At 73.1% G+C, this 18,583-nt stretch carries 12 protein-coding genes; 5 read left to right on the top strand and 7 right to left on the bottom strand.

The features are described from left to right. Nucleotides 1-7: 7 nt before the first annotated feature. The 5 genes from GA0074704_RS09635 to GA0074704_RS09615 form a co-directional block, all read right to left on the bottom strand. Complete coding sequence (locus GA0074704_RS09635; protein ID WP_088970184.1) at nt 8-1,990, bottom strand: cellulase family glycosylhydrolase; 1,983 nt, start codon at nt 1,988-1,990, stop codon at nt 8-10. After that, on the bottom strand, nt 1,987-4,449 hold the full coding sequence (locus tag GA0074704_RS09630) for a glycoside hydrolase family 2 protein (RefSeq protein WP_088970183.1): 2,463 nt from the start codon (nt 4,447-4,449) through the stop codon (nt 1,987-1,989). Before GA0074704_RS09630 ends, GA0074704_RS09635 begins: the two co-directional genes overlap by 4 nt. Next, the gene (locus tag GA0074704_RS09625) at nt 4,446-5,288 is read right to left on the bottom strand and encodes a carbohydrate ABC transporter permease (RefSeq protein WP_088973567.1); all 843 of its coding nucleotides are present in this window, start codon (nt 5,286-5,288) and stop codon (nt 4,446-4,448) included. Before GA0074704_RS09625 ends, GA0074704_RS09630 begins: the two co-directional genes overlap by 4 nt. Nucleotides 5,289-5,344: 56 nt before the next feature. After that, on the bottom strand, nt 5,345-6,361 hold the full coding sequence (locus GA0074704_RS09620; RefSeq protein WP_088970182.1) for a carbohydrate ABC transporter permease: 1,017 nt from the start codon (nt 6,359-6,361) through the stop codon (nt 5,345-5,347). Nucleotides 6,362-6,489: 128 nt separating this feature from the next. Continuing rightward, complete coding sequence (locus GA0074704_RS09615) at nt 6,490-7,776, bottom strand: ABC transporter substrate-binding protein (protein ID WP_088970181.1); 1,287 nt, start codon at nt 7,774-7,776, stop codon at nt 6,490-6,492. Between the two features lie 371 nt (nt 7,777-8,147). Here GA0074704_RS09615 and GA0074704_RS09610 point away from each other — a divergent pair, with 371 nt between their 5' ends. Next, nucleotides 8,148-9,167, top strand: a complete 1,020-nt coding sequence (locus GA0074704_RS09610; protein WP_088970180.1) for a LacI family DNA-binding transcriptional regulator — start codon at nt 8,148-8,150, stop codon at nt 9,165-9,167. Nucleotides 9,168-9,200: 33 nt separating this feature from the next. Here GA0074704_RS09610 and GA0074704_RS09605 read toward each other — a convergent pair whose 3' ends face one another. Further along, on the bottom strand, nt 9,201-11,885 hold the full coding sequence (locus GA0074704_RS09605; RefSeq protein ID WP_088970179.1) for a putative bifunctional diguanylate cyclase/phosphodiesterase: 2,685 nt from the start codon (nt 11,883-11,885) through the stop codon (nt 9,201-9,203). A 208-nt stretch (nt 11,886-12,093) separates the two neighbouring features. Between GA0074704_RS09605 and GA0074704_RS09600 the strand changes: the two genes are divergently transcribed. Next, on the top strand, nt 12,094-12,471 hold the full coding sequence (locus tag GA0074704_RS09600) for a PH domain-containing protein (RefSeq protein ID WP_088970178.1): 378 nt from the start codon (nt 12,094-12,096) through the stop codon (nt 12,469-12,471). A 12-nt stretch (nt 12,472-12,483) separates the two neighbouring features. Here the strand turns inward: GA0074704_RS09600 and GA0074704_RS09595 are convergent, their stop codons facing one another. Then, the gene (locus GA0074704_RS09595) at nt 12,484-13,410 is read right to left on the bottom strand and encodes a 2-hydroxyacid dehydrogenase (RefSeq protein ID WP_088970177.1); all 927 of its coding nucleotides are present in this window, start codon (nt 13,408-13,410) and stop codon (nt 12,484-12,486) included. A gap of 177 nt (nt 13,411-13,587) precedes the next feature. On the opposite strand from GA0074704_RS09595, the gene GA0074704_RS09590 reads away from it, so the two are divergent. From GA0074704_RS09590 to GA0074704_RS09580, 3 genes are all read left to right on the top strand, one after another. Continuing rightward, nucleotides 13,588-15,411, top strand: coding sequence for a SpoIIE family protein phosphatase (locus GA0074704_RS09590; protein WP_088970176.1), 1,824 nt, complete (start codon nt 13,588-13,590; stop codon nt 15,409-15,411). 46 nt (nt 15,412-15,457) lie between these two features. After that, nucleotides 15,458-16,633, top strand: a complete 1,176-nt coding sequence (locus GA0074704_RS09585; RefSeq protein WP_088970175.1) for a PQQ-dependent sugar dehydrogenase — start codon at nt 15,458-15,460, stop codon at nt 16,631-16,633. A 76-nt stretch (nt 16,634-16,709) separates the two neighbouring features. Continuing rightward, on the top strand, nt 16,710-18,329 hold the full coding sequence (locus tag GA0074704_RS09580; protein WP_088970174.1) for a metallophosphoesterase: 1,620 nt from the start codon (nt 16,710-16,712) through the stop codon (nt 18,327-18,329). Nucleotides 18,330-18,583: the final 254 nt, after the last annotated feature.

The raw sequence follows: 18,583 nt of genomic DNA, 5'->3' as shown, positions 1-18,583 counted from the left end.
GCCGTGATCACTCGGCGCGGAGGTTGTCCAGCTCGTGCACACCGGGGCTGACCCAGATCAACACCCCGCGTACGTCGGCCAGGGCCGCCGCGTCGCAGGACATCTGGTCGAGCAGGTCCACCTCGACCGTGGTGGTGGTCCCCTCCGGCACCCAGCCGAACGTCGACTGGCACCAGGTGAACCCGGAACCGGTCTGCAGGGCGATCGCCGAGGAGGTGCCCGCCGTCGACGACGTCCGCACGTCGTACCTCACGGTGCCCTTGGCGGACAGGTCGACCGGCGCGGGCAGCGTCACCCCGAACCAGCCGCCGCCGGTGGCCGTCACGGCCAGGCCGTACGCGCCGTCGGTGTGGAAGGCGGCGGTCTGCGCGACGGTGCCGGCGTCGGTCTGCCAGCTCCCCGGCGCCCAGCCCTCCACGCCGGACTCCCAGGAGGCGAGCCGGATCGGGTCGCCCGGCGCCGGCTTGACCGTGATCACCAGGTCGGCGACGTTGGACCGCTGGCCGGCGACGTCCCGCACGGTGTAGTGCCCGGTCACCTTGCCCTGGAAGCCGTCCACCGGGGTGAAGACCACGTCCCCGGAGGCCGACAACCCAAACGAGCCACCTGCGACAGAGGCGACCCGCTGCTGGCCGGCGAGCGCCGGGTCGAGATCGAGCGTGGACGGTCGCACCCTGCCCACGTACGCGATGTCGTTGTCCGTCGGGGTGAGGGTGACCGGCGTGCCGGCGGTGGTGGTGGCGGTGTCGTGGTCGGCGACCGGCGGGCGGGGCCGCAGGCCGCGCCGGATCCGGTCGGCGGCGTTGCTCAGGGTGGTGCAGACCGGGCTCGGGCAGTAGACGGTGTAGCCGTCGTAGTCCGGGTAGAGGCTGCCGTCGTCCTGGACACCCGAGAGGATCCAGTAGAGGAAACCGGCCCCGCCGCCGCGGATGACCGCGTCGGTCCACCGTTGGTAGACCGGGTTGCGGGTGGCCTTGTCGGCCCAGCCGAACTCGCCGAGCACGGCCGGCTTGCCGATCGCCTCCGCCTCGCGGTTGTGCCGCTCGATCCAGGCCACCCCCCAGTCGGCGTCCTTGTCCCAGTGGTCCGGATAGAGGTGGTAGCCCATCAGGTCGACGGCCGGCAGCTTCGCCAACGCCACCGCGTCGACGCCCTCGCCGCAGTTCACCGTCCACTCCGCGGCGGCCGGGTCGTCGCAGAAGAAGCCCTCGTCGCCGACGCCGACCAGGTGGTGCCGGTCGACGGCCTTGACGTGCCGGCTCATCTCGTCGGCCCAGCCGGTGACCGTCGCCGTCGAGCAGCCCGGCGAGGTCGGGTAGACCCCGGAGCCCTTGCAACGCGGTTCGTTCGCCAACTCCCAGGCGAGCACCGTCGGGTCGTCCTTGTACGCCACCCCGGTCAGCGGGTTGACCCGGTCGAGCACGTGCGACACCCAGTCGCGGTACCAGCCCCGGATCACCGGGTCGGTGTAGAAGTCGTCGTGGTGCGCGGCGCCGCGCCAGCGGACGTACTGGTCCATGCCGCCGAAGTCGCGCCAGTTGTTGACCAGCGGCACGACCACCTTCAGGCCCGCGCGGCGGGCCGCGTAGAGCACGTAGTCCAGGCGCTGCAACCCGTCCGGGCCGTCGTTGTACCCCGGTTTCGTACCGTCCCAGTACTGGAACCACACCCCGTCGGACGGGCCGGCGACCGAATCGGTGCCACCCGGGGTGCCGATGTCCAGGAAACCCCAGTGCCGCAGCACGGTGAACCGGGCGGCCTTCGCGTCGGCGAGGACGTCGTCGACCATCGCGCGGGACTTGTACTCCACGTAGTAGTTGTTGCTGCCGGCGAACCGGAACGGCCTGCCGTCCAGGAAGAGCCGGTCTCCCTTGCGCACGACGAAGCCGTCACCGGGCCGGCCGGCCGCCGCGGCGGGCGGGGCCGTGACGCCGGTCGCGGTGAGCAGCCCGGCCAGCGCCAGCAGTACGCCGGCAAGCCGTCCTCTCATCGGGCCACCTCGCTCACCGGTACGTCGTTGACGCAGCGCAGCACCGGACGGCTGGTGAGCGCGGCCGGGTCCAGCGGCCCGTCGGCGTGCACGGTGAACGTCGCGGACTCCCCCGGCAGCAGGGTGACCAGCGCCCGGTCCACTCCGGCGGACGGGTCGAGCCGGTCCGGGAAGAGGGTCAGGTCGCGCAGCACGCTCCGGGCGGTCACCCGGACCCGCTGGCCGCCGTCCGCGGCCTCGACCACCGCGTCCAGCTCCGGCGCCGGCCAGTCGACCTCCCGGTCCTCGGCGAAGAACCACAGCGCCCGCTCCGCGCTGTCGCCGGCCTCCGCGACCAGCAGCTCACGCCGGGCCTGCTCGGGCCCCGCCAGGTCCGCGGGCAGCGCCAGCACCACCGAGGAGTACGCCGGGACGTCGAGCTGGACCGAGGTCTTCGCCCTCGGCTCCCCGGCCAGGGTGAGCCGGGTGACCGTGGCCGGCGCGCTCCACGCCTCGCCGGTCTCGTTCACCGCCACCAGCGCCAGCCCGCCGTCGCGCGGCTGCACGGTGAGCAGCCGGTCGGCGTACGCCTGGCGCAGCGCGTACCACAGTGGCTTGCGGCGGCCGTCCCCGTCGACCGCCGCCCAGGAGGTGACCGGCCAGCAGTCGTTGAGCTGCCACACGATGGTCCCCATGCAGACCGGCCGGTACGACCGGAAGTGCTCCACCCCGAGCTGGATGGCGCGGGCCTGGTTGAGCTGGGTCAGGTAGTGCCAGTCGTCGAAGTCGGCCGGGGCGGGCAGGTGGGCGTCCAGCCCCCGCTGGAGCTTCCGGTCCCCGTCGATGGCCTTCTGGTGGTGCGCCATCCCGGGCGAGTCGTGCGCCAGCGGATCGTCGGAGAGCGCCCGGCGCAGCGTCGCGTACGCCGGGGGCGCCTGGTAGCCGAACTCGGCGACGAAGCGGGGGACGTACTCCCGGTACTTGGTGTAGTCGTCGTCGTTCCAGACGTCCCAGATGTGCATGGTGCCGTGCGCCGGGTCGTTCGGGTGGATGTCGTCGCTGCCCGACCAGGGGCTGCCCGGCCAGTACGGGCGGGTCGGGTCCAGCTCGCCGACGACGGCTGGCAGCAGCTCCAGGTAGTAGCCGCGCCCCCAGGTGCGGCCGGCGAGCGGCTCCTGCCAGTCCCAGTCGTGCCAGCCCCAGATGTTCTCGTTGTTGCCGGTCCAGAGCACCAGCGACGGGTGGGCGGCCAGCCGGGTCACCTGCTCGCGCGCCTCCGCCTCGACCTCGGTGCGGAACGGCTCCTCCTCCGGGTACGCCGCGCAGGCGAAGAGGAAGTCCTGTTGCACCAGCATGCCGAGGGAGTCGGCGAGCTCGTAGAAGTTGTCGGACTCGTACCGGCCGCCGCCCCAGATCCGCAGCAGGTTGATGTTCGCACCGAGGGCCTGGTCGAAGCGTTCCGCCAGCCGCCCCCGGGTGATCTCGGTGGGGAACGGGTGGTCCGGGATCCAGTTGATGCCGCGGACGAAGACCGGCACGTCGTTGACGTGCAGGGCGAACGGGGTGCCGTGCGCGTCGGGGGTGGTGTCCAGGCGTACCGAGCGGAAGCCGAGCCGCTTGGACCAGCCGTCCAGCGCCCGGCCGTCGGGGGCGCAGAGGGTCACGTCGAGGTCGTACAGCGGCTGCTCGCCGTACCCCCGGGGCCACCACAGCTCCGGGTCCGCGACGGTGAGGGTCAGCACGGCCGTGCGCTCCCCCGCCGCGACGGTGACCTCGCCGGTGGCGTCGCCCACGGCGGCGCGCAGCGTCAGCGGCGGGCCGCCGACCCGCTCCACCTCGACGTGCAGCTCCACCCGGCCGACGCCGTCGGCCACGGTGACCACCGGGCGGACCTGGGCCAGCCGGGCGGTCGACCAGGCGTGCAGGCCGATCTCCTGCCAGATGCCGGCGGTCACCACGGTGGGACCCCAGTCCCAGCCGAAGTTGCAGGCCATCTTCCGGATGAACTGGAACGGCTCCGGGTAGGCGTTCGGCCGGTCGCCGAGCCGGTCCCGCTGCGCCTCGGCGTAGCGGTACGCCGAGTCGAAGCGCACGGTCAGCGTGTTGCCGCCCGGCCGTAGCAGCGACCCGACGTCGAACCGGTGGCCCCGGTGCATGTTCTGCGTCCGGCCCACCTCGATCCCGTTGACGTCGATGGTGGCCACGGTGTCCAGGCCGGCGCAGACCAGGTCGACCCGGTCGTCGCCGCCGGGCTGCCAGTCGAAGCTGCTCTCGTAGACCCAGTCGGTGCGGCCGATCCAGCCCAGCCGGGTCTCGTTGTCGTCACCGAACGGGTCGGGGATCAGCCCGGCGGCCAGCAGGTCGGTGTGCACGCAACCCGGCACGGTGGCCGGCACGGCCCGCTCGGCGACCTCGGCCGGCACCCCGGCGCCCGGTACGGCCCGCAGCGTCCAGCCCTCGTGCAGCGTCTGTCGGGTCAAGACTTCACCGCGCCTTCCATGATTCCGCGGACGATCTGCCGTCCACCGATGAAGAGCATCACCAGCAGGGGGATGGTGGCCAGGAACGCGCCGGCCAGCACCCGCCGGTAGATGACGTAGTTGCCGCTGGCCAGGTCCGAGATGGCGACCATCGAGGTCGGGAAGTCGGTGCCGGACAGCGTGATCAGCGGCCACTGGAAGTCGTTCCAGGTGGCCACGAAGGTGAGCAGGCCGAGCACGGCCAGGGCCGGGCGGATCGCCGGGAGGACGATGTTGGCGTACACCCGCATGGTGGTGGCGCCGTCCATCCGGGCCGACTCGATCAGCTCGTCGGGGACGGTGTTGACGATGAACTGCCGCATGTAGAACACGCCGAAGGCGGTGACCAGGCCGGGGGCGATGACGGCGAGCAGGGTGCCGTTCCAGCCGAGCTTGCCCATCACGATGTAGAGCGCGACGATGCCGAGCTGGTTGGGCACGGTCAGGGTGAGCACCACGAAGAGCATCAGCGCGTTGCTGCCCTTGAAGCGCAGCTTGGCGAAGGCGAAGCCGGCCAGCGAGCAGAAGAACAGCACCGAGGCGGTCACCACGGTCGAGACGATGAGGCTGTTGACCAGCGACGCGGCGAAGTAGACGTCCTGGAGGCTGAAGACCTCCCGCAGGTTCACCATGAACCGGTCGCCGGGGACCACCGCCGGCGGCAGCTTGGCCAGCGCCTCGTCGTTGCTGGTGGCGATGACGAACATCCAGTACAGCGGGAACGCCGCGAAGAGCATGGTCAGGGCGAGGAAGAGGTACGTCCAGATGCCCGCCGGGGTGTCCTGCGGGGCCCGGGCCATCGCCGTGGGCCGGCGTCGCGCGGCGGCGACGGGGGTACGCGGGGGCGCGATCGCACTCATTTGCGACCTCCGGACAGTCGGTTGGTCGCCACGAAGTTGATCCCGGCGACGATCAGGATGATCAGGAAGAGGGCCCACGACATCGCGGCGGCGTAGCCGAGGTTCAGGTCCTTCCAGCCGACCTTGTAGATCAGCTGGGCGATGGTCTGCCACTCGCGGTTGGGCCCGCCGGTGGCGTTCTGGGCGTTCTGGTCGAAGAGCATCGGCTCGGTGAAGAGCTGGAGACCGCCGATGGTGGAGAGGATGACCGTGAAGACGACCACGGGCTGGATCATCGGCACGGTGATCCGCCAGAGCTGCTTCCACGGGCCGGCGCCGTCGATCGCCGCGGCCTCGTAGACGTCGCGCGGGATGGACTGCATGGCGGCCAGGTAGAGCAGCGCGTTGTAGCCGATCCACTTCCAGTTGACCATCGTGGCGATGGCGATCCAGGAGTGCAGCTTGTCGGCCCGCCAGTCGATCGGGTCGTCGGGGCCGCCGAGGCCGAACAGGCCGAGCACCCAGTTGGCCATCCCGAAGTCGCGGGAGAAGAAGACGCTGAACACCATCGTCGAGGCGACGATCGGGGTGATGTACGGCAGCAGCACCCCCACCCGCCACCAGGTCTGCGCCCGCAGCTTGCGGTTGAGCAGCGAGGCGACCACCAGGGCGAGCAGCAGCTGCGGCACCGACGAGAGCAGGAAGATGCCGAAGGTGTTGTAGAGGGCGTTCCAGAAGTACTCGTCGCCGAAGAGCTTGGTGAAGTTCGCGAAGCCGGCCCAGTACGGCAGCGTCGGGTCGTCGAGCCGGTAGTTGCGCAGCGAGACCACGGCGTTGAACAGCAGCGGGAAGAGCCCGAAGACGGCGAAGAGCAGGAAGAACGGCGCGATCATCAGGTACGGCATGTAGCGCATGTCGAAGCGGTACAGCCGGTTGCGCCAGTTCAGTCGCCGCTCGTCCGCCCCGGAGCCGCCGGCGCGCTTCGGCGCGGACCGGTGGGCGGGCGGCGTGGGCGCGGCACGCGTGGTGGACATGGGATCACTCCAGGACGGAAGAGGTGACACGGGCTACGGGCGGGCGACGCCGGTCCGGTCGGCGTACGCCGGGGGTGGTGCGACGGCGGAGCGGGTGCCGGACCCGCCCCGCCGCCGCGCCGGTCAGATCAGGAGCTCTTGACCTTCTCGGCCGCCTTGACCGCCTCCGCCCACGCGGCGTCCGGCTTCAGGGTCTTGTTCTCCACCCGGCGGATGACGTTCTCCACCTCGACCCGGGTCGGGCCGTTCTTCTTGCCCAGGTACTGCGGGGTGAGGCCCTGCGCCATCTTGGGGAAGATCTGGCCGACCGGGGCGTTGTTGAAGAACGGGTTCTTGAACTCGGCGATGGCCGGGTCCGAGTAGAGCGCCGGCTGCGAGGGCAGGTTGCCGACCTTCTTGAAGATCTCGATCTGCTGCTCGGGGGCGACCAGCCAGGTCAGCAGCTTGTACGCCTCGTCGACGTGCTTGCCCTGCTTGGGGATGGTCAGGAACGAGCCGCCCCAGTTGCCGCCGCCACCGGGAACCGCGGCGATGTCCCACTTGCCCTCGGTGCCGGGCGCGGTGTCCTTGATGTGGCCGAGCATCCAGGCGGGGCAGGCCAGCACGGCGAAGGCGCCGCTGGTGAAGCCCTTGTCCCAGTCGGCCTGGAAGCTGACCAGGTTGGCGGAGAGGCCGGCGTCGACCGCCTTGACGGTGTAGTCGAAGGCGACCTTCGGGCCGCCGTCCATCTTCAGCTGTTCCTGGTCGTCGTAGAAGCCGACCGGCTGCTGGCCGAGGATCGGGTTGAACAGGTTGGTCCCGGCGTCGATGAACTTCTTCTTGGTCTTGGCGGTGTACTGCTGGCCGACCTCGATGAACTTGTCCCAGGTGGGCCAGAGCGCGGAGACCTGGTCCCGCTCGGTCGGCAGGCCGGCGGCCTTGAACAGGTCGGTGCGGTAGCACATGGCCAGACCGCCGACGTCGGTACCGAGACCGATCTGGGTCTTGCCGTCGGCCGACAGCGACTGCTTCCACTTCCAGGGCAGGTACTTGCTCTCGTAGTCCGCGGCGCCCTTGTCGAGCAGGTTGACGAACTTGTCGGACTGGCCGCGGAACTGGACCATGAAGCCCTCGTCGATCGCCGCGATGTCCGGCGCGCCGTTGCCGGCGACGAGCTTCTTCTGCAGGTCCTCGTGCTGGGCGTTGTACTCACCCGAGTTCAGCTGGATCTTGACGTTCGGGTGCTCGGCCTCGTACTTGGTCTTGAGGTCGGTCAGGCCGAAGTCACCCCAGAAATTGATCTTCAGGGTGACCGGGCCGCTGGCGGAGTCCGAGTCGCCGCCCTTGGTGCTCTGGCCGCTGCAGGCGGCGATCAGGCTCAGGCCGACGGTGCCCGCGGCGAGCGCGCGGGCCCACCGCGTCCAGGACCGTTTCATGTCATCCTCCGAGCAAATGGGAACGCTCCCGGGATCGAGAGACGTTGACTGAACCGGATAAGTGAGGCCACCGTACGGTTCAGCCCCCGGAGTGTCAACGGCCGGTTAACGGGAAGGCCGTCCCGTAATCATCTCGACGCCATGGGAGCGCGACCATGCGTGGTTGAGCGTTATATCGCGCAGATGTGAACGGCAGGGGCTGGCGCTCACCCGGGGGCCACCCCGTACGCTTAACCGAACAAGTAGCCGTTCAGTTGACCCGGCGCGGCGGTGATCATGCGCCGACCGCTTGGGTTAGCGTGGTGGCCGCCGGTGACCCCGGCGCCAGGCAAGCCCGCCCCGAGGGGCCGGACCAGTGGAGGAGCGCGCCGGTGAAGCGGCCGACCATCGCCGACGTCGCCCGGCGCGCCGGCGTCTCCAAGGGCGCGGTGTCGTACGCGCTGAACGGCCAGCCCGGGGTCTCCGAGGCGACCCGGCAGCGCATCCTCGCCATCGCCGCCGAGATCGGGTTCAGCCCGAGCAGCGCCGCCCGGGCGCTCTCCGGCGCCACCGCCAAGGCGGTCGGCCTGGCGCTGTGCCGGCCCGCCCGGATACTGGGCATCGAGCCGTTCTTCATGGAGCTGATCAGCGGCGTCGAGGCCGAACTGTCGGCCCGCTCGTACGCGCTCACCCTCCAGGTGGTGGCCGACCAGGAGGCCGAGATCGCGGTCTACCGGCGCTGGTGGGCCGAGCGCCGGGTGGACGGCGTCTTCGTCTGCGACCTGCGTACCGACGACCGCCGGGTGCCCGCCCTGGAGGAGCTGCAACTGCCCGCCGTGGTGATCGGCGGCCCCGGCCACACCGGCACCCTGGCCAGCGTCTGGTCCGACGACGCGGCCGCCCTGGTGGAGACCGTGGAATACCTGGTCGCGCTCGGGCACCGGCGGATCGCCCGGGTCGGCGGCCTGCCCTCGCTGCTGCACACCGAGATCCGCAGCGACGCGTTCACCGAGGTCTGCGCCCGGCTCGGGCTGGACGAGGCCAGCACCGTCTGGTCCGACTACACCGGCGAGGAGGGCGCCCGGGCCACCCGGCGGCTGCTCAGCTCCGCCGCCCGGCCGACCGCGGTCATCTACGACAACGACGTGATGGCGATCGCCGGCCTCTCGGTGGCGCAGGAGATGGGGCTCCAGGTCCCCGGTGACCTGTCGATCGTGGCCTGGGACGACTCGCCGCTGTGCCAGCTGGTGCACCCACCGCTGACGGCGCTCGGCCGGGACATCCCCGCGTACGGCGCGCACGCCGCCCGCCAGCTGCTCGCGGCGATCGCCGGCGAACCGGTCAGCGGGTTGCAGGACGAGACGGCCCACCTCACCCCGCGGGGCAGCACCGCGCCGCCGCGCATCAGGTGAACCGGTTAAGTAAACAGCTGAACGGCTGACCGTTCACCGGGACGCCGACGGGAACTCCTCGAAGTACGCCTCCACCCGCTCCGCGGTCGCCGGACGGGCCAGCACGAAGCCCTGCCCGTACCGGCAGCCGGCCCGGTGCGCCCGATCCACCTGGCCGGTCGACTCGAGCTGTTCGGCCACCACCGCCACGCCCAACCGGTCGGCCAGGCTCACCACCACGTCGAGCAGCGGACGCTGCGGATCGTCCACCGCGCCCACCAGGTCCGGACCGACCTTCAGCAGATCGATCGGGAGCCGGCGGAGCTGCGCCAGCGAGGCGTGCTCGGGCCGGAAGTCGTCCAGGGCGATCCGTACGCCCAGCGACCGCAACCCGGCCAGCCGGGCGGCGACCATGCCGACGTCCTCGGTGACCAGCGGCTCGGACACCTCGATCACCAGCCGCTCCCCGGGCACCCCGTACTCGGCCAGCAGCGTGGCGGCCCGCTCCACGAAGTCGGTCCCGGCCAGCTCCCGGGGGGACACGTTCACCGCCATCCACAGCTGCGGGCTGCCCTGCGACCAGTCGGCGAGCTGCCGGCAGGCCCGGGTCAGCACCCAGCGCCCCAACTCCCCCAGCAGGTCCAGGTCACCGGCGACCGGCAGCAGCTCCGCCGGCAGCACCGTGCCCAGCACCGGGCTGCGCCAGCGCAGCAGCGCCTCGGTGCCCACCGGGCAGCGGTCGGTCAACCCCAGCACCGGCTGGTAGACCAGGTCCAGCTCGCCCCGCGCCACCGCCCCGGGCAGCTCCCGCTCCAGGTCCAGCCGGCGGACCAGCTGCTCCTCCAGGTAGCCGTCGTACCACTCCACCCGGTTGCGGCCGAGCTGGACGGCCCGCCGCCGGGCCAGGTCGGCCTGGCGCAGCACGTCCTCCGGGCCGGCGTCGGTGATCTCGGCCAGCCCGACACTGGCGGCCAGCCGCACCGGCCCGGCGTCGGGCAGCGGGTACGGCTCGCCCAGGGCCGCCACCAACCGGTCACCCAGCCCGAACGCCAGTACCGGCCCCGCCGTGGTGACCACCGCGAACTCGTCCCCGGTCAGCCGGGCGACGATCTCGTCCGGCCCGACCGTGCCGCGCAGCCGTCGGGCCACCTCGACCAGGACCAGGTCCCCGGCGGCCCGCCCGTGCGCGTCGTTCACTTCGCCGAGGCCGTGCAGGTCGACCACCAGCAGCGCGCCGGACGGGTTGTGCGGGTGCCGGCGGGAGCCCAGCGCCCGCAGCAGCTCGACCCGGTTGGCCAGGCCGGTGAGCTGGTCGGTGGCGGCGAGCCGGTGCACCGTGCGCTCCAGCCGGCGCCGGTCACCGACGTCCCGAACGTGCAGCACCAGCGCCCCCACCTCGACCACGCCACGCTGGTCGCTGACCGTCGACTCGGTCTCCCGCCAGTTGCCCTGCCCGTCCCGCAGCCGGGCCGACAGCAGCGTCGGCTCGACGCCACCGAGCACTCCGGTCAGCAGCCCGGCGGCGCGCGGCGCGTCCTGCGGGTGCAGCAACTCGGGCAGCGGCCGGTCACGGACGTCGGCGTCGGTCAGCCCGAACAGCCGGGCCGCCGCCGGGGACTGCCAGCGCACCCGCAGCGCCTCGTCGAGCAGCAGCACCAGGTCGTGCCCGCCGGAGACCAGGGCCCGGAAGTGCGCCTCCTGGGCGCCCAGCCGGTCGGCGTACCGGCGGTTGTCGGCGGCGGAGAGCAGCTCGCGTACCACCATCGGCGGGATGACCGCGAGGCCGAGCAGCATCCCGGTCACGTCGAACTCGCCGACGACCAGCAGGTGCCAGGCGGCGGCCACCGTGGCGATCGCCGCCGGAGCGGTCACCGTCGGCCAGACCGGTCCCGCCGGCCGGGGCGGGTCACCACCGGCCAGCCTCGCGGCGCCGGTCGCGGTGGCCAGCGCCCCGCCCAGCAGCGGCGGCACGGCCAGCAGGGTCGCCCGCTCCGACGCGCCGGCCACCGGCAGGACGAGCAGCAGACCCAGCCCGAACAGGACGGCCGCCGCCCCGGTCCAGCAGAGCGCGGCGCCCGGCCGGCGCCGTCGGTCCGCGATACCGGTCCCGGCGAGCCCGGCCAACAGCCCCGCGCCGGCCACGGTCAGCTCGCGTACGGCCGGCGGCAACTCACCCGGTGGCAACAGCACCCAGGTCGCGAAGACCAGGCTGACGCCGAAGCTGACCACCTCCACCACCCGGCGCAGCCGCACCGGGCGGTCCAGTCGGGACCGGCCCGGCAGCAGGAACAGGGCGCCGCCGAACAGCACGCCGGTCAGCGCCACGCCCGCGGCGACCACCGCCGACCGGTGCGGAGGCGCCACGATAGGCGGCACGGCCGCGGTGAGACCGGCCGTCGCCACCGCCGCGTCGAGCAGCCCGACGACGCGACGCCGCAGCGCCGCCCGCCGCCGCCACCGGCCGTGCCGCGGGTCCGCCGCCGACGCCCCGGCCGTCGCGACCGGCGGCCGACCGGGGGCCGGGGGCGTCGGCGGTCCACCGGTGGCCGTGGCGGCCAATCGGGACAGCCGGACGCCGGCCAGCACCGTGCCGGCCGCGGCGGCGAGCGCCACGGCGGCGGACGGCGGCAGGACGCCGGCCACGGCCAGGAACAGGAGCAGGGCCGCCGACGCCAGCACGACCGCCTCGGGCAACGGCGGTCGGCGGCGGAGCCTCTGGCAGGGGTACGCGACGGGCACGGCGGTCGCCTTCGTGAGGGGGCACGGGGGCGGTGCGACGGTGCGTGGCGCGTCCGGGATGCCTACCCCGGACGCCCAACTGCGTGAACGAGCGAATCGCCTACCGGTGACGTCCCCACCACAGTGATCCAGATCACTCCGCCGCTGCGCGGGGCCCGGTTCCCGGCCCGGGCCGGGTGCCCGCCGTCGCAGGTGGGATCATTCGGGGGTGAGTCGCGTCGACACCCTCCGCTTCCGGCACAACCAGGCGATCCTGGTCGCGGCGATCGTCGCCTTCATCGGCGCGCTGCCGCTGGCCACCGCCCGGTCGTACCTGCTGCCCGTGCTCCTGGTGCCGTTGGCCGTCGCCGTCTGGGCCTGGCGGGCCGGAACCGACGCCGACCCCCGGGAGCTGCGGCTGCGCGCCCTCACCGGGCAGCGCCGGATCGCCTGGGAGCGGGTCGCCGAACTGGCCGCCGACCCACGGGGCCGGGCGGTCGTCCGGCTCGACGACGGCGAACGGCTCGTGCTGCCGGCGGTACGCGGCAGCGACCTGCCCCGGCTGGTCGCGGTGACCGGCCAGCCCCTGCCCGACACCACCCGCTGAGCAGGACGCGGGTCAGTAGCCGTCGGTGACCACGTTCTCCAGCGGCTCACCCGCGACGAAGCGGCGCAGCTGCGCGCCCACCAGCCGGTACGCCCGCGGCAGCAGCCCCCGCACCGAGCCCGCCACGTGCGGGGTGAGCAGCACGTTCGGCAATTCCCACAGGGGGTGGTCGGCGGGCAGCGGCTCCGGGTCGGTGACGTCCAGCGCGGCGTGCAGCCGGCCGGTGCGGGCCTCCGCGACCAGCGCCTCCGTCCGGGCCACCGGACCGCGGGCGGCGTTCACCAGCAGCGCGCCGTCCGGCATGGCGGCGAGGAACTTCTCGTCGACCAGGCCCCGGGTCCGGTCGGTCAGCGGCACGAGCAGCACCACCACGTCCGCCTCGGGCAGCAGCCGGGGCAGCTCGTCGACCCCGTGCACCCCCTCGGCGGGCCGGGCCGTCCGGGCGACCAGCGTGAAGTCGACCTCGAACGGGGCGAGCCGGGCCTCAACCGCCGCGCCGATCGACCCGGCGCCGACGATGAGCACCCGCTTGCCGGCCAGCTCGTCGGTGGGGGCGACCTCGTCGTACGCCCACTCGCGGCGGGCCTGCGCCCGGGCCAGCGCCGGGAAACCGCGCAGGTGGGCCAGGATCGCGGTGACCACCCACTCGGCGGTGGCGGAGTCGTGCACGCCCCGCGCGTCGCAGAGGGTGACCCCCGCCGGTACCCGGTCGACCCAGGCGTCGGCCCCCGCGGAGAGCAGCTGCACGACCTCCAGGGCCGGCAGCCGGTCCAGCAGCCCGGTCACGTCACCGGCGGACAGGAACGGCGGCACCCAGAACCGCACCCGGGCCGGGTCGGACGGGAGCTGCGCCGGGTCGGCAAGACATTCCACGATGACGTCGGCGGGCAGCTCGCCCAGCAGCTCACGGCCGGCCTCGTGCGGGATCCACACCTTCACGACCGCCGACGATAGCGGTCCCGGCGGCTGCCGGCCCGACCGACGGCCGTTCCCCGCCCGGCGGCGGGCGGTGATCGTCGTTACGGCGTCACGACTCGGGCGTGGCGGGCGGTCGGCGGGTATAACGAAGGATCGGAGCGCCGTCCGGAGGCTCCCCGGCGCGCGGACAGGTGGACAATGAACGACGGCTCTCGCGACCGCGCGGCCGGACGCCCGCGGATCGTGTCGCCGGCGCTGTCCGACCCGGCCCGGTTGCGGTCCCTCGCGGAGACCGGGCTGGACAACCGCGCCGACGAGGCGTTCGACCGGTTCGCCCGGCTGGTCAGCGACCTGCTGGAGGTGCCCGTCGCGCTGGTGTCGCTGGTCGGCCGGGACCGGCAGTTCTTCCCGGGCGCGATCGGGCTGCCCGAGCCCTGGGCGGAGCGGCGGCAGACCCCGCTGAGCCACTCCTTCTGCCAGCACGTCGTCGACATCGAGGTGCCGATGGTGCTGCCGGACGCCCGGCTCTACCCCCGGGTCCGGGACAATCTCGCCATCCCCGACCTGGGCGTCGTGGCGTACGCGGGCATGCCGCTGACCGACCTGGAGGGTCGGGTCCTCGGTGCGCTCTGCGCGATCGACAGCAAGCCCCGGGCCTGGACGGCCCGGCAGTTGCGGACGCTGGCCGACCTGGCCGCCGCCTGTTCCTCGGAGCTGCGGCTGCGGATCGCCCTCGACGGCGCGCAGGACGCCCGCCGGCAGACCGAGGAGGCGCACGGGCGGCTGACCATGCTCGCCGAGATGAGCGAGACCCTCGGCGGGACCCTGGACGTGAACACCTCGGTGGAGCGGCTCGGTCACGCGATGGTGCCGGTGCTGGCCGACTGGTGCCTGGTGACGCTGGTCGACCGGGCCGGCGAGCCACGAACCGTCTCGGCCGTGCACCGGGACCCGGAGCGGGCCGCGGAGGCGGCCCGGTTCGCCGACCTGATGACCACCGGCCTCGGGCCGCGGTCGATCACCCGATCGGTGCTGCGCAGCGGGCAGTCGGTGCTGGTGAGCGCGGGTACGGTCGCCGACGTCGCGGAGCGCACCACGCTGCCCGAGATGCCGGCGCTGGCCGAACGGCTCGGCTTCGCCTCGCACCTGAGCGTCCCGATCACCGCGGCCGGCCGGGGCGCGGTGATCGGCTGCATCACCCTGGTCAACGGGCCCGACCGGCGGCCGTTCGACGACGGCGACCTGCACACCGCGCAGGACATCGGCCGCCGAGCCGGGCAGGCCGTCGGCAACAGCTGGATGTACGGCGAGCAGCGGCACGTCGCCGAGGTGCTCCAGCACAGCATGCTGCCCGCCCTGCCCCGACCGGCGGGCGTGGAGCTGGCCGCCCGTTACCAGCCGGTGGCCGACCGGGTGGAGGTCGGCGGCGACTGGTACGACGCCTTCGTCCAGCCCGACGGCGACCTGGTCGTCGCGATCGGCGACGTCGCCGGGCACGACATCGAGGCGGCGGCCACCATGGGTCAGCTGCGCAACCTGGTCCGGGGCAACGCGTTCGGCCGGACCGACCCGGTGGCCGGGCTGCTGACCCACCTGGACGAGGCGATCCGGGGACTGCGGATTCCCACGGTCGCCACCGCGGTGCTGGCCCGGTTGCGTCACGCCGACACCGGGGGCCTGACGCTGAGCTGGTGCAACGCGGGGCACCCACCGCCGCTGCTGGTACGCGTCGGCGGCGCGGTGGAGGTCCTCGACGCGCCGCGGGAGCCGCTGCTCGGCCTCGCCCGCCCGATCCGCCGTACCGGCCGGGAGACGCCGCTGGCGCCCGGCGACACGCTGCTGCTCTACACCGACGGGCTGGTCGAACGGCGGGACCGGCCGCTGGACGAGGGGCTGGAGGAGCTGGTCGACCGGCTCACCGGTGGTGACCGGCTCACCGTGGACGAGCTCTGCGACCGGCTGGTGACCGCGGTGCACAACCGGGAGGACGACATCGCGCTGCTCGCCGCCCGCGCCCACTGACTCCGCTCGACCCGTCGGAGCGCCACGGCGGGCTAGGCTGGGCCGGGTGAGCGCCCGTCCCCCGTACCTCCGCACCGGCCGCCGCCGCGCGGCCCTGGCGGCGTCGTGCGCAACGCTGCTGCTGGCGACCGCCGGATGCAGCTTCGGCCCGCCCGGGCCGGACCCGGCCGGCGAGCCGCCCTCCTTCCCCACCCCGTCGGTCTCGGCCGCTCCCGGCGGCGCCGGGCAGGAGGTGGTCACCACCGTGCTGGCCAAGGGGCTGCGGGTGCCGTGGGGGATCGCCTTCCTGCCCGACGGCGGCGCCCTGGTCACCGAGCGGGACGGCGGCCGGGTGCTGAAGGTGGGGCCCGAGTCCGGGCCCGACGGGCTGAAGATCACCGTGGCGCAGACCCTGCCGGAGGTGACGCCGGCCGGCGAGGGCGGGCTGCTCGGCGTCGCCGTCTCCCCGACGTACGCCAGGGACCGGACGGTCTTCGCCTACCTGACCGGCCGGGACGACAACCGGATCGTGAAGTTCACGCTCGGCGGCAGGTCGACGCCGGTGCTCACCGGCATCCCGAAGTCGGGCACCCACAACGGTGGTGGGCTCGGTTTCGGCCCCGACGGCTACCTCTACGCCAGCACCGGTGACGCCGGCGATCGGGGCTCCGCGCAGGACCCGAAGGCGCTGTCGGGCAAGATCCTGCGGATCACGGCGCAGGGCCGCCCGGCGCCGGGCAACCCGTTCCCCGGCTCGCCCGTCTGGTCGCTCGGCCACCGCAACGTGCAGGGCTTCGCGTGGGACGCCGGCAAGCGGATGTACGCGGTGGAGTTCGGGCAGAACACCTGGGACGAGATCAACCAGATCGTCAGGGGCGGCAACTACGGCTGGCCGCACGTCGAGGGGCGGGCGGGTGACCGGCGCTACCGCGATCCGCTGGTGCAGTGGCGCACGGCGGAGGCGTCCTGCTCGGGACTGGCCGCCGCGCAGCGGCTGCTGGTCACCGCCTGCCTGCGCGGCCAGCGGCTGTGGCTGGTCGAGCTGACCGACACCGGTACGGTGCTGGGCCAGCCCCGGCAGTTGCTGACCAACAGGTACGGCCGGTTGCGGGCGGCGGCGACCGCCCCGGACGGCTCCGTCTGGGTGAGCACCTCGAACCACGACGGGCGGGGTGAGCCGGCCCCGGAGGACGACCGCCTCCTGCGGCTGGTCTTCGGTGGCGGTGGCGCGGGGCGCAGCTGACCGCCACCCCCCGGGCGAACGGTCAACATCTTTCAGGTTTGCCAAGATCCTCCACCGGGCAGGTCAGAATCTCAGCATGGACGGTCAGGAGAACGAGCGGCACAGCACCGGCGGCGAGGACGCCCCGGCGACCGGGAACGACCGGCGCCGACCCCGCCTGTCAGGACGTACCGGACGGCTGGGAGGAAACCCCCGCCTCCGGCGGTTCGGGCTGGCCCTGGCCGTCCTGGCGGTCGCCCTCATCGGGGTGGTCGGAGGCACCTACGCCGGCGGGCACGTCGACACCGACATCGGGCCGTTCCGGGCCGAGCTGAGCCTGCGGCCCGCGCTCACCGGGGGCACCACCGTCGACATCCCGCCGCTCGGCGCGCTCATCCTGAACAGCCATGACGGGCCGACCCACCTCACCGTCGAGCTGGGCGCGCTGGACCAGCGCCGCACCGAGGCGCTGATCGGCGACCCGGCCAGCATCAGCCGGGCCAGCCAGTCCGCCGTCCGAGACGTCCGCGCCGGGGTGATGCGCCTGGGGCTGCGTACCCTCGGCTGGTCGGTGCTGGCCACGCTGGTGCTGGCGGCGCTGGTCTTCCGCAACGTCCGGCGGACCGCCTGGGCGGGCGGGGTGGCCCTGGCGGTCACGGCCGGCACCCTCGGCCTGGCCGCCGGCACCATCCGGCCGGAGGCGATCGACGAGCCCCGGTACGAGGGGCTGCTGGTCAACGCGCCCGCGATCGTCGGTGACGCCCGCCGGATCGCCAACGACTACACCAAGTACTCCGAGCAGCTCCAACGGCTGGTCGGCAACGTCAGCAAGCTCTACACCACCGTCTCCGCGCTGCCGGTCTACGAGCCGGCCCCCGGCACCACCCGGGTGCTGCACATCTCCGACATGCACCTGAACCCCACCGGTTGGCAGCTGATCCGGACGGTGGTGGAGCAGTTCGGCATCGACGTGGTGATCGACACCGGCGACATCACCGACTGGGGCAGCGAGCCGGAGGCGTCCTTCGTCGGCTCCATCGGCCTGCTCAAGAAGCCGTACGTCTACATCCGCGGAAACCACGACTCGCCCCGGACGGCCGCGGCGGTCGCGCAGCAGCCGAACGCGATCGTGCTGAACAACTCGACCACCACCGTCGACGGGCTGACCATCGCCGGCATCGGCGACCCCCGGTTCACCCCCGACAAGAACACCTCGCCGGCCGGCAGCGGCCTGACCAAGGCGGTCGCCGACCAGGTGATCGGCGCGGGCGAGCAGCTCGCCGCCACGGTGAGCAGGTCACCGAAACCGGTGGACATCGCGCTGGTGCACGACCCGGCCTCGGCCGGACCGCTCTCCGGCACCTGCCCGCTGGTGCTCTCCGGGCACACCCACGCCCGGCAGGTGTCCAAGCTGCCGCAGGTGCCGGGCAAGGCTCCGACCACGCTGATGGTGGAGGGCTCCACCGGCGGGGCCGGCCTGCGCGGCCTGGAGGGCGAGAAGCCCACCCCGCTGTCGATGACGGTGCTCTACTTCGACCAGCAGAAGCTGCTCCAGGCGTACGACGACATCACCGTCGGCGGCACCGGGCAGTCCCAGGTCAACCTGGAACGGCACGTGATCCGGGACCCGGCGAAGGGCGACCAGGTGCCGGTCACCCCGACCCCGACCCGCGGTGGCCCGGAGTCCCCGACCCCGGCCTCCCCCAGCCCCAGCTGACCGGGTGCCCGGGCGGGGTGACCACCCCGCACCGGATGCCTGATGACCACCTTCTGTGACGACAGCTCCCCCCAAGGCGGATCCCCTGCCGCCTTTGCTCTGCTTAATCATGCGCAACAGGCACGTAGCGTCACCGTCGCGACGGCCGATCCACGGGGAGTGGCCGCATAGAGTCCCAGATCATCGCGGTGTCGCGTGGGTTGCAGCAGAGCAAAGGCGGAGCGGGATGTCGGCCGAGGTGAGGCGGCGGTCAC

Origin of the sequence: Micromonospora siamensis (genome assembly GCF_900090305.1) — a bacterium.
GTDB classification, from domain to species: domain Bacteria; phylum Actinomycetota; class Actinomycetes; order Mycobacteriales; family Micromonosporaceae; genus Micromonospora; species Micromonospora siamensis.
This window is presented reverse-complemented; position numbering and strand designations above follow the sequence as displayed.

Bases quoted from the DNA above. Each gene is read 5' to 3' on its own strand.
- GA0074704_RS09635 (WP_088970184.1), bottom strand. From the start codon at position 1,990: ATGAGAGGACGGCTTGCCGGCGTACTGCTGGCGCTGGCCGGGCTGCTC.
- GA0074704_RS09625 (WP_088973567.1), bottom strand. From the start codon at position 5,288: ATGGCCCGGGCCCCGCAGGACACCCCGGCGGGCATCTGGACGTACCTC.
- GA0074704_RS09620 (WP_088970182.1), bottom strand. From the start codon at position 6,361: ATGTCCACCACGCGTGCCGCGCCCACGCCGCCCGCCCACCGGTCCGCG.
- GA0074704_RS09615 (WP_088970181.1), bottom strand. From the start codon at position 7,776: ATGAAACGGTCCTGGACGCGGTGGGCCCGCGCGCTCGCCGCGGGCACC.
- GA0074704_RS09590 (WP_088970176.1), top strand. From the start codon at position 13,588: ATGAACGACGGCTCTCGCGACCGCGCGGCCGGACGCCCGCGGATCGTG.
- GA0074704_RS09580 (WP_088970174.1), top strand. From the start codon at position 16,710: ATGGACGGTCAGGAGAACGAGCGGCACAGCACCGGCGGCGAGGACGCC.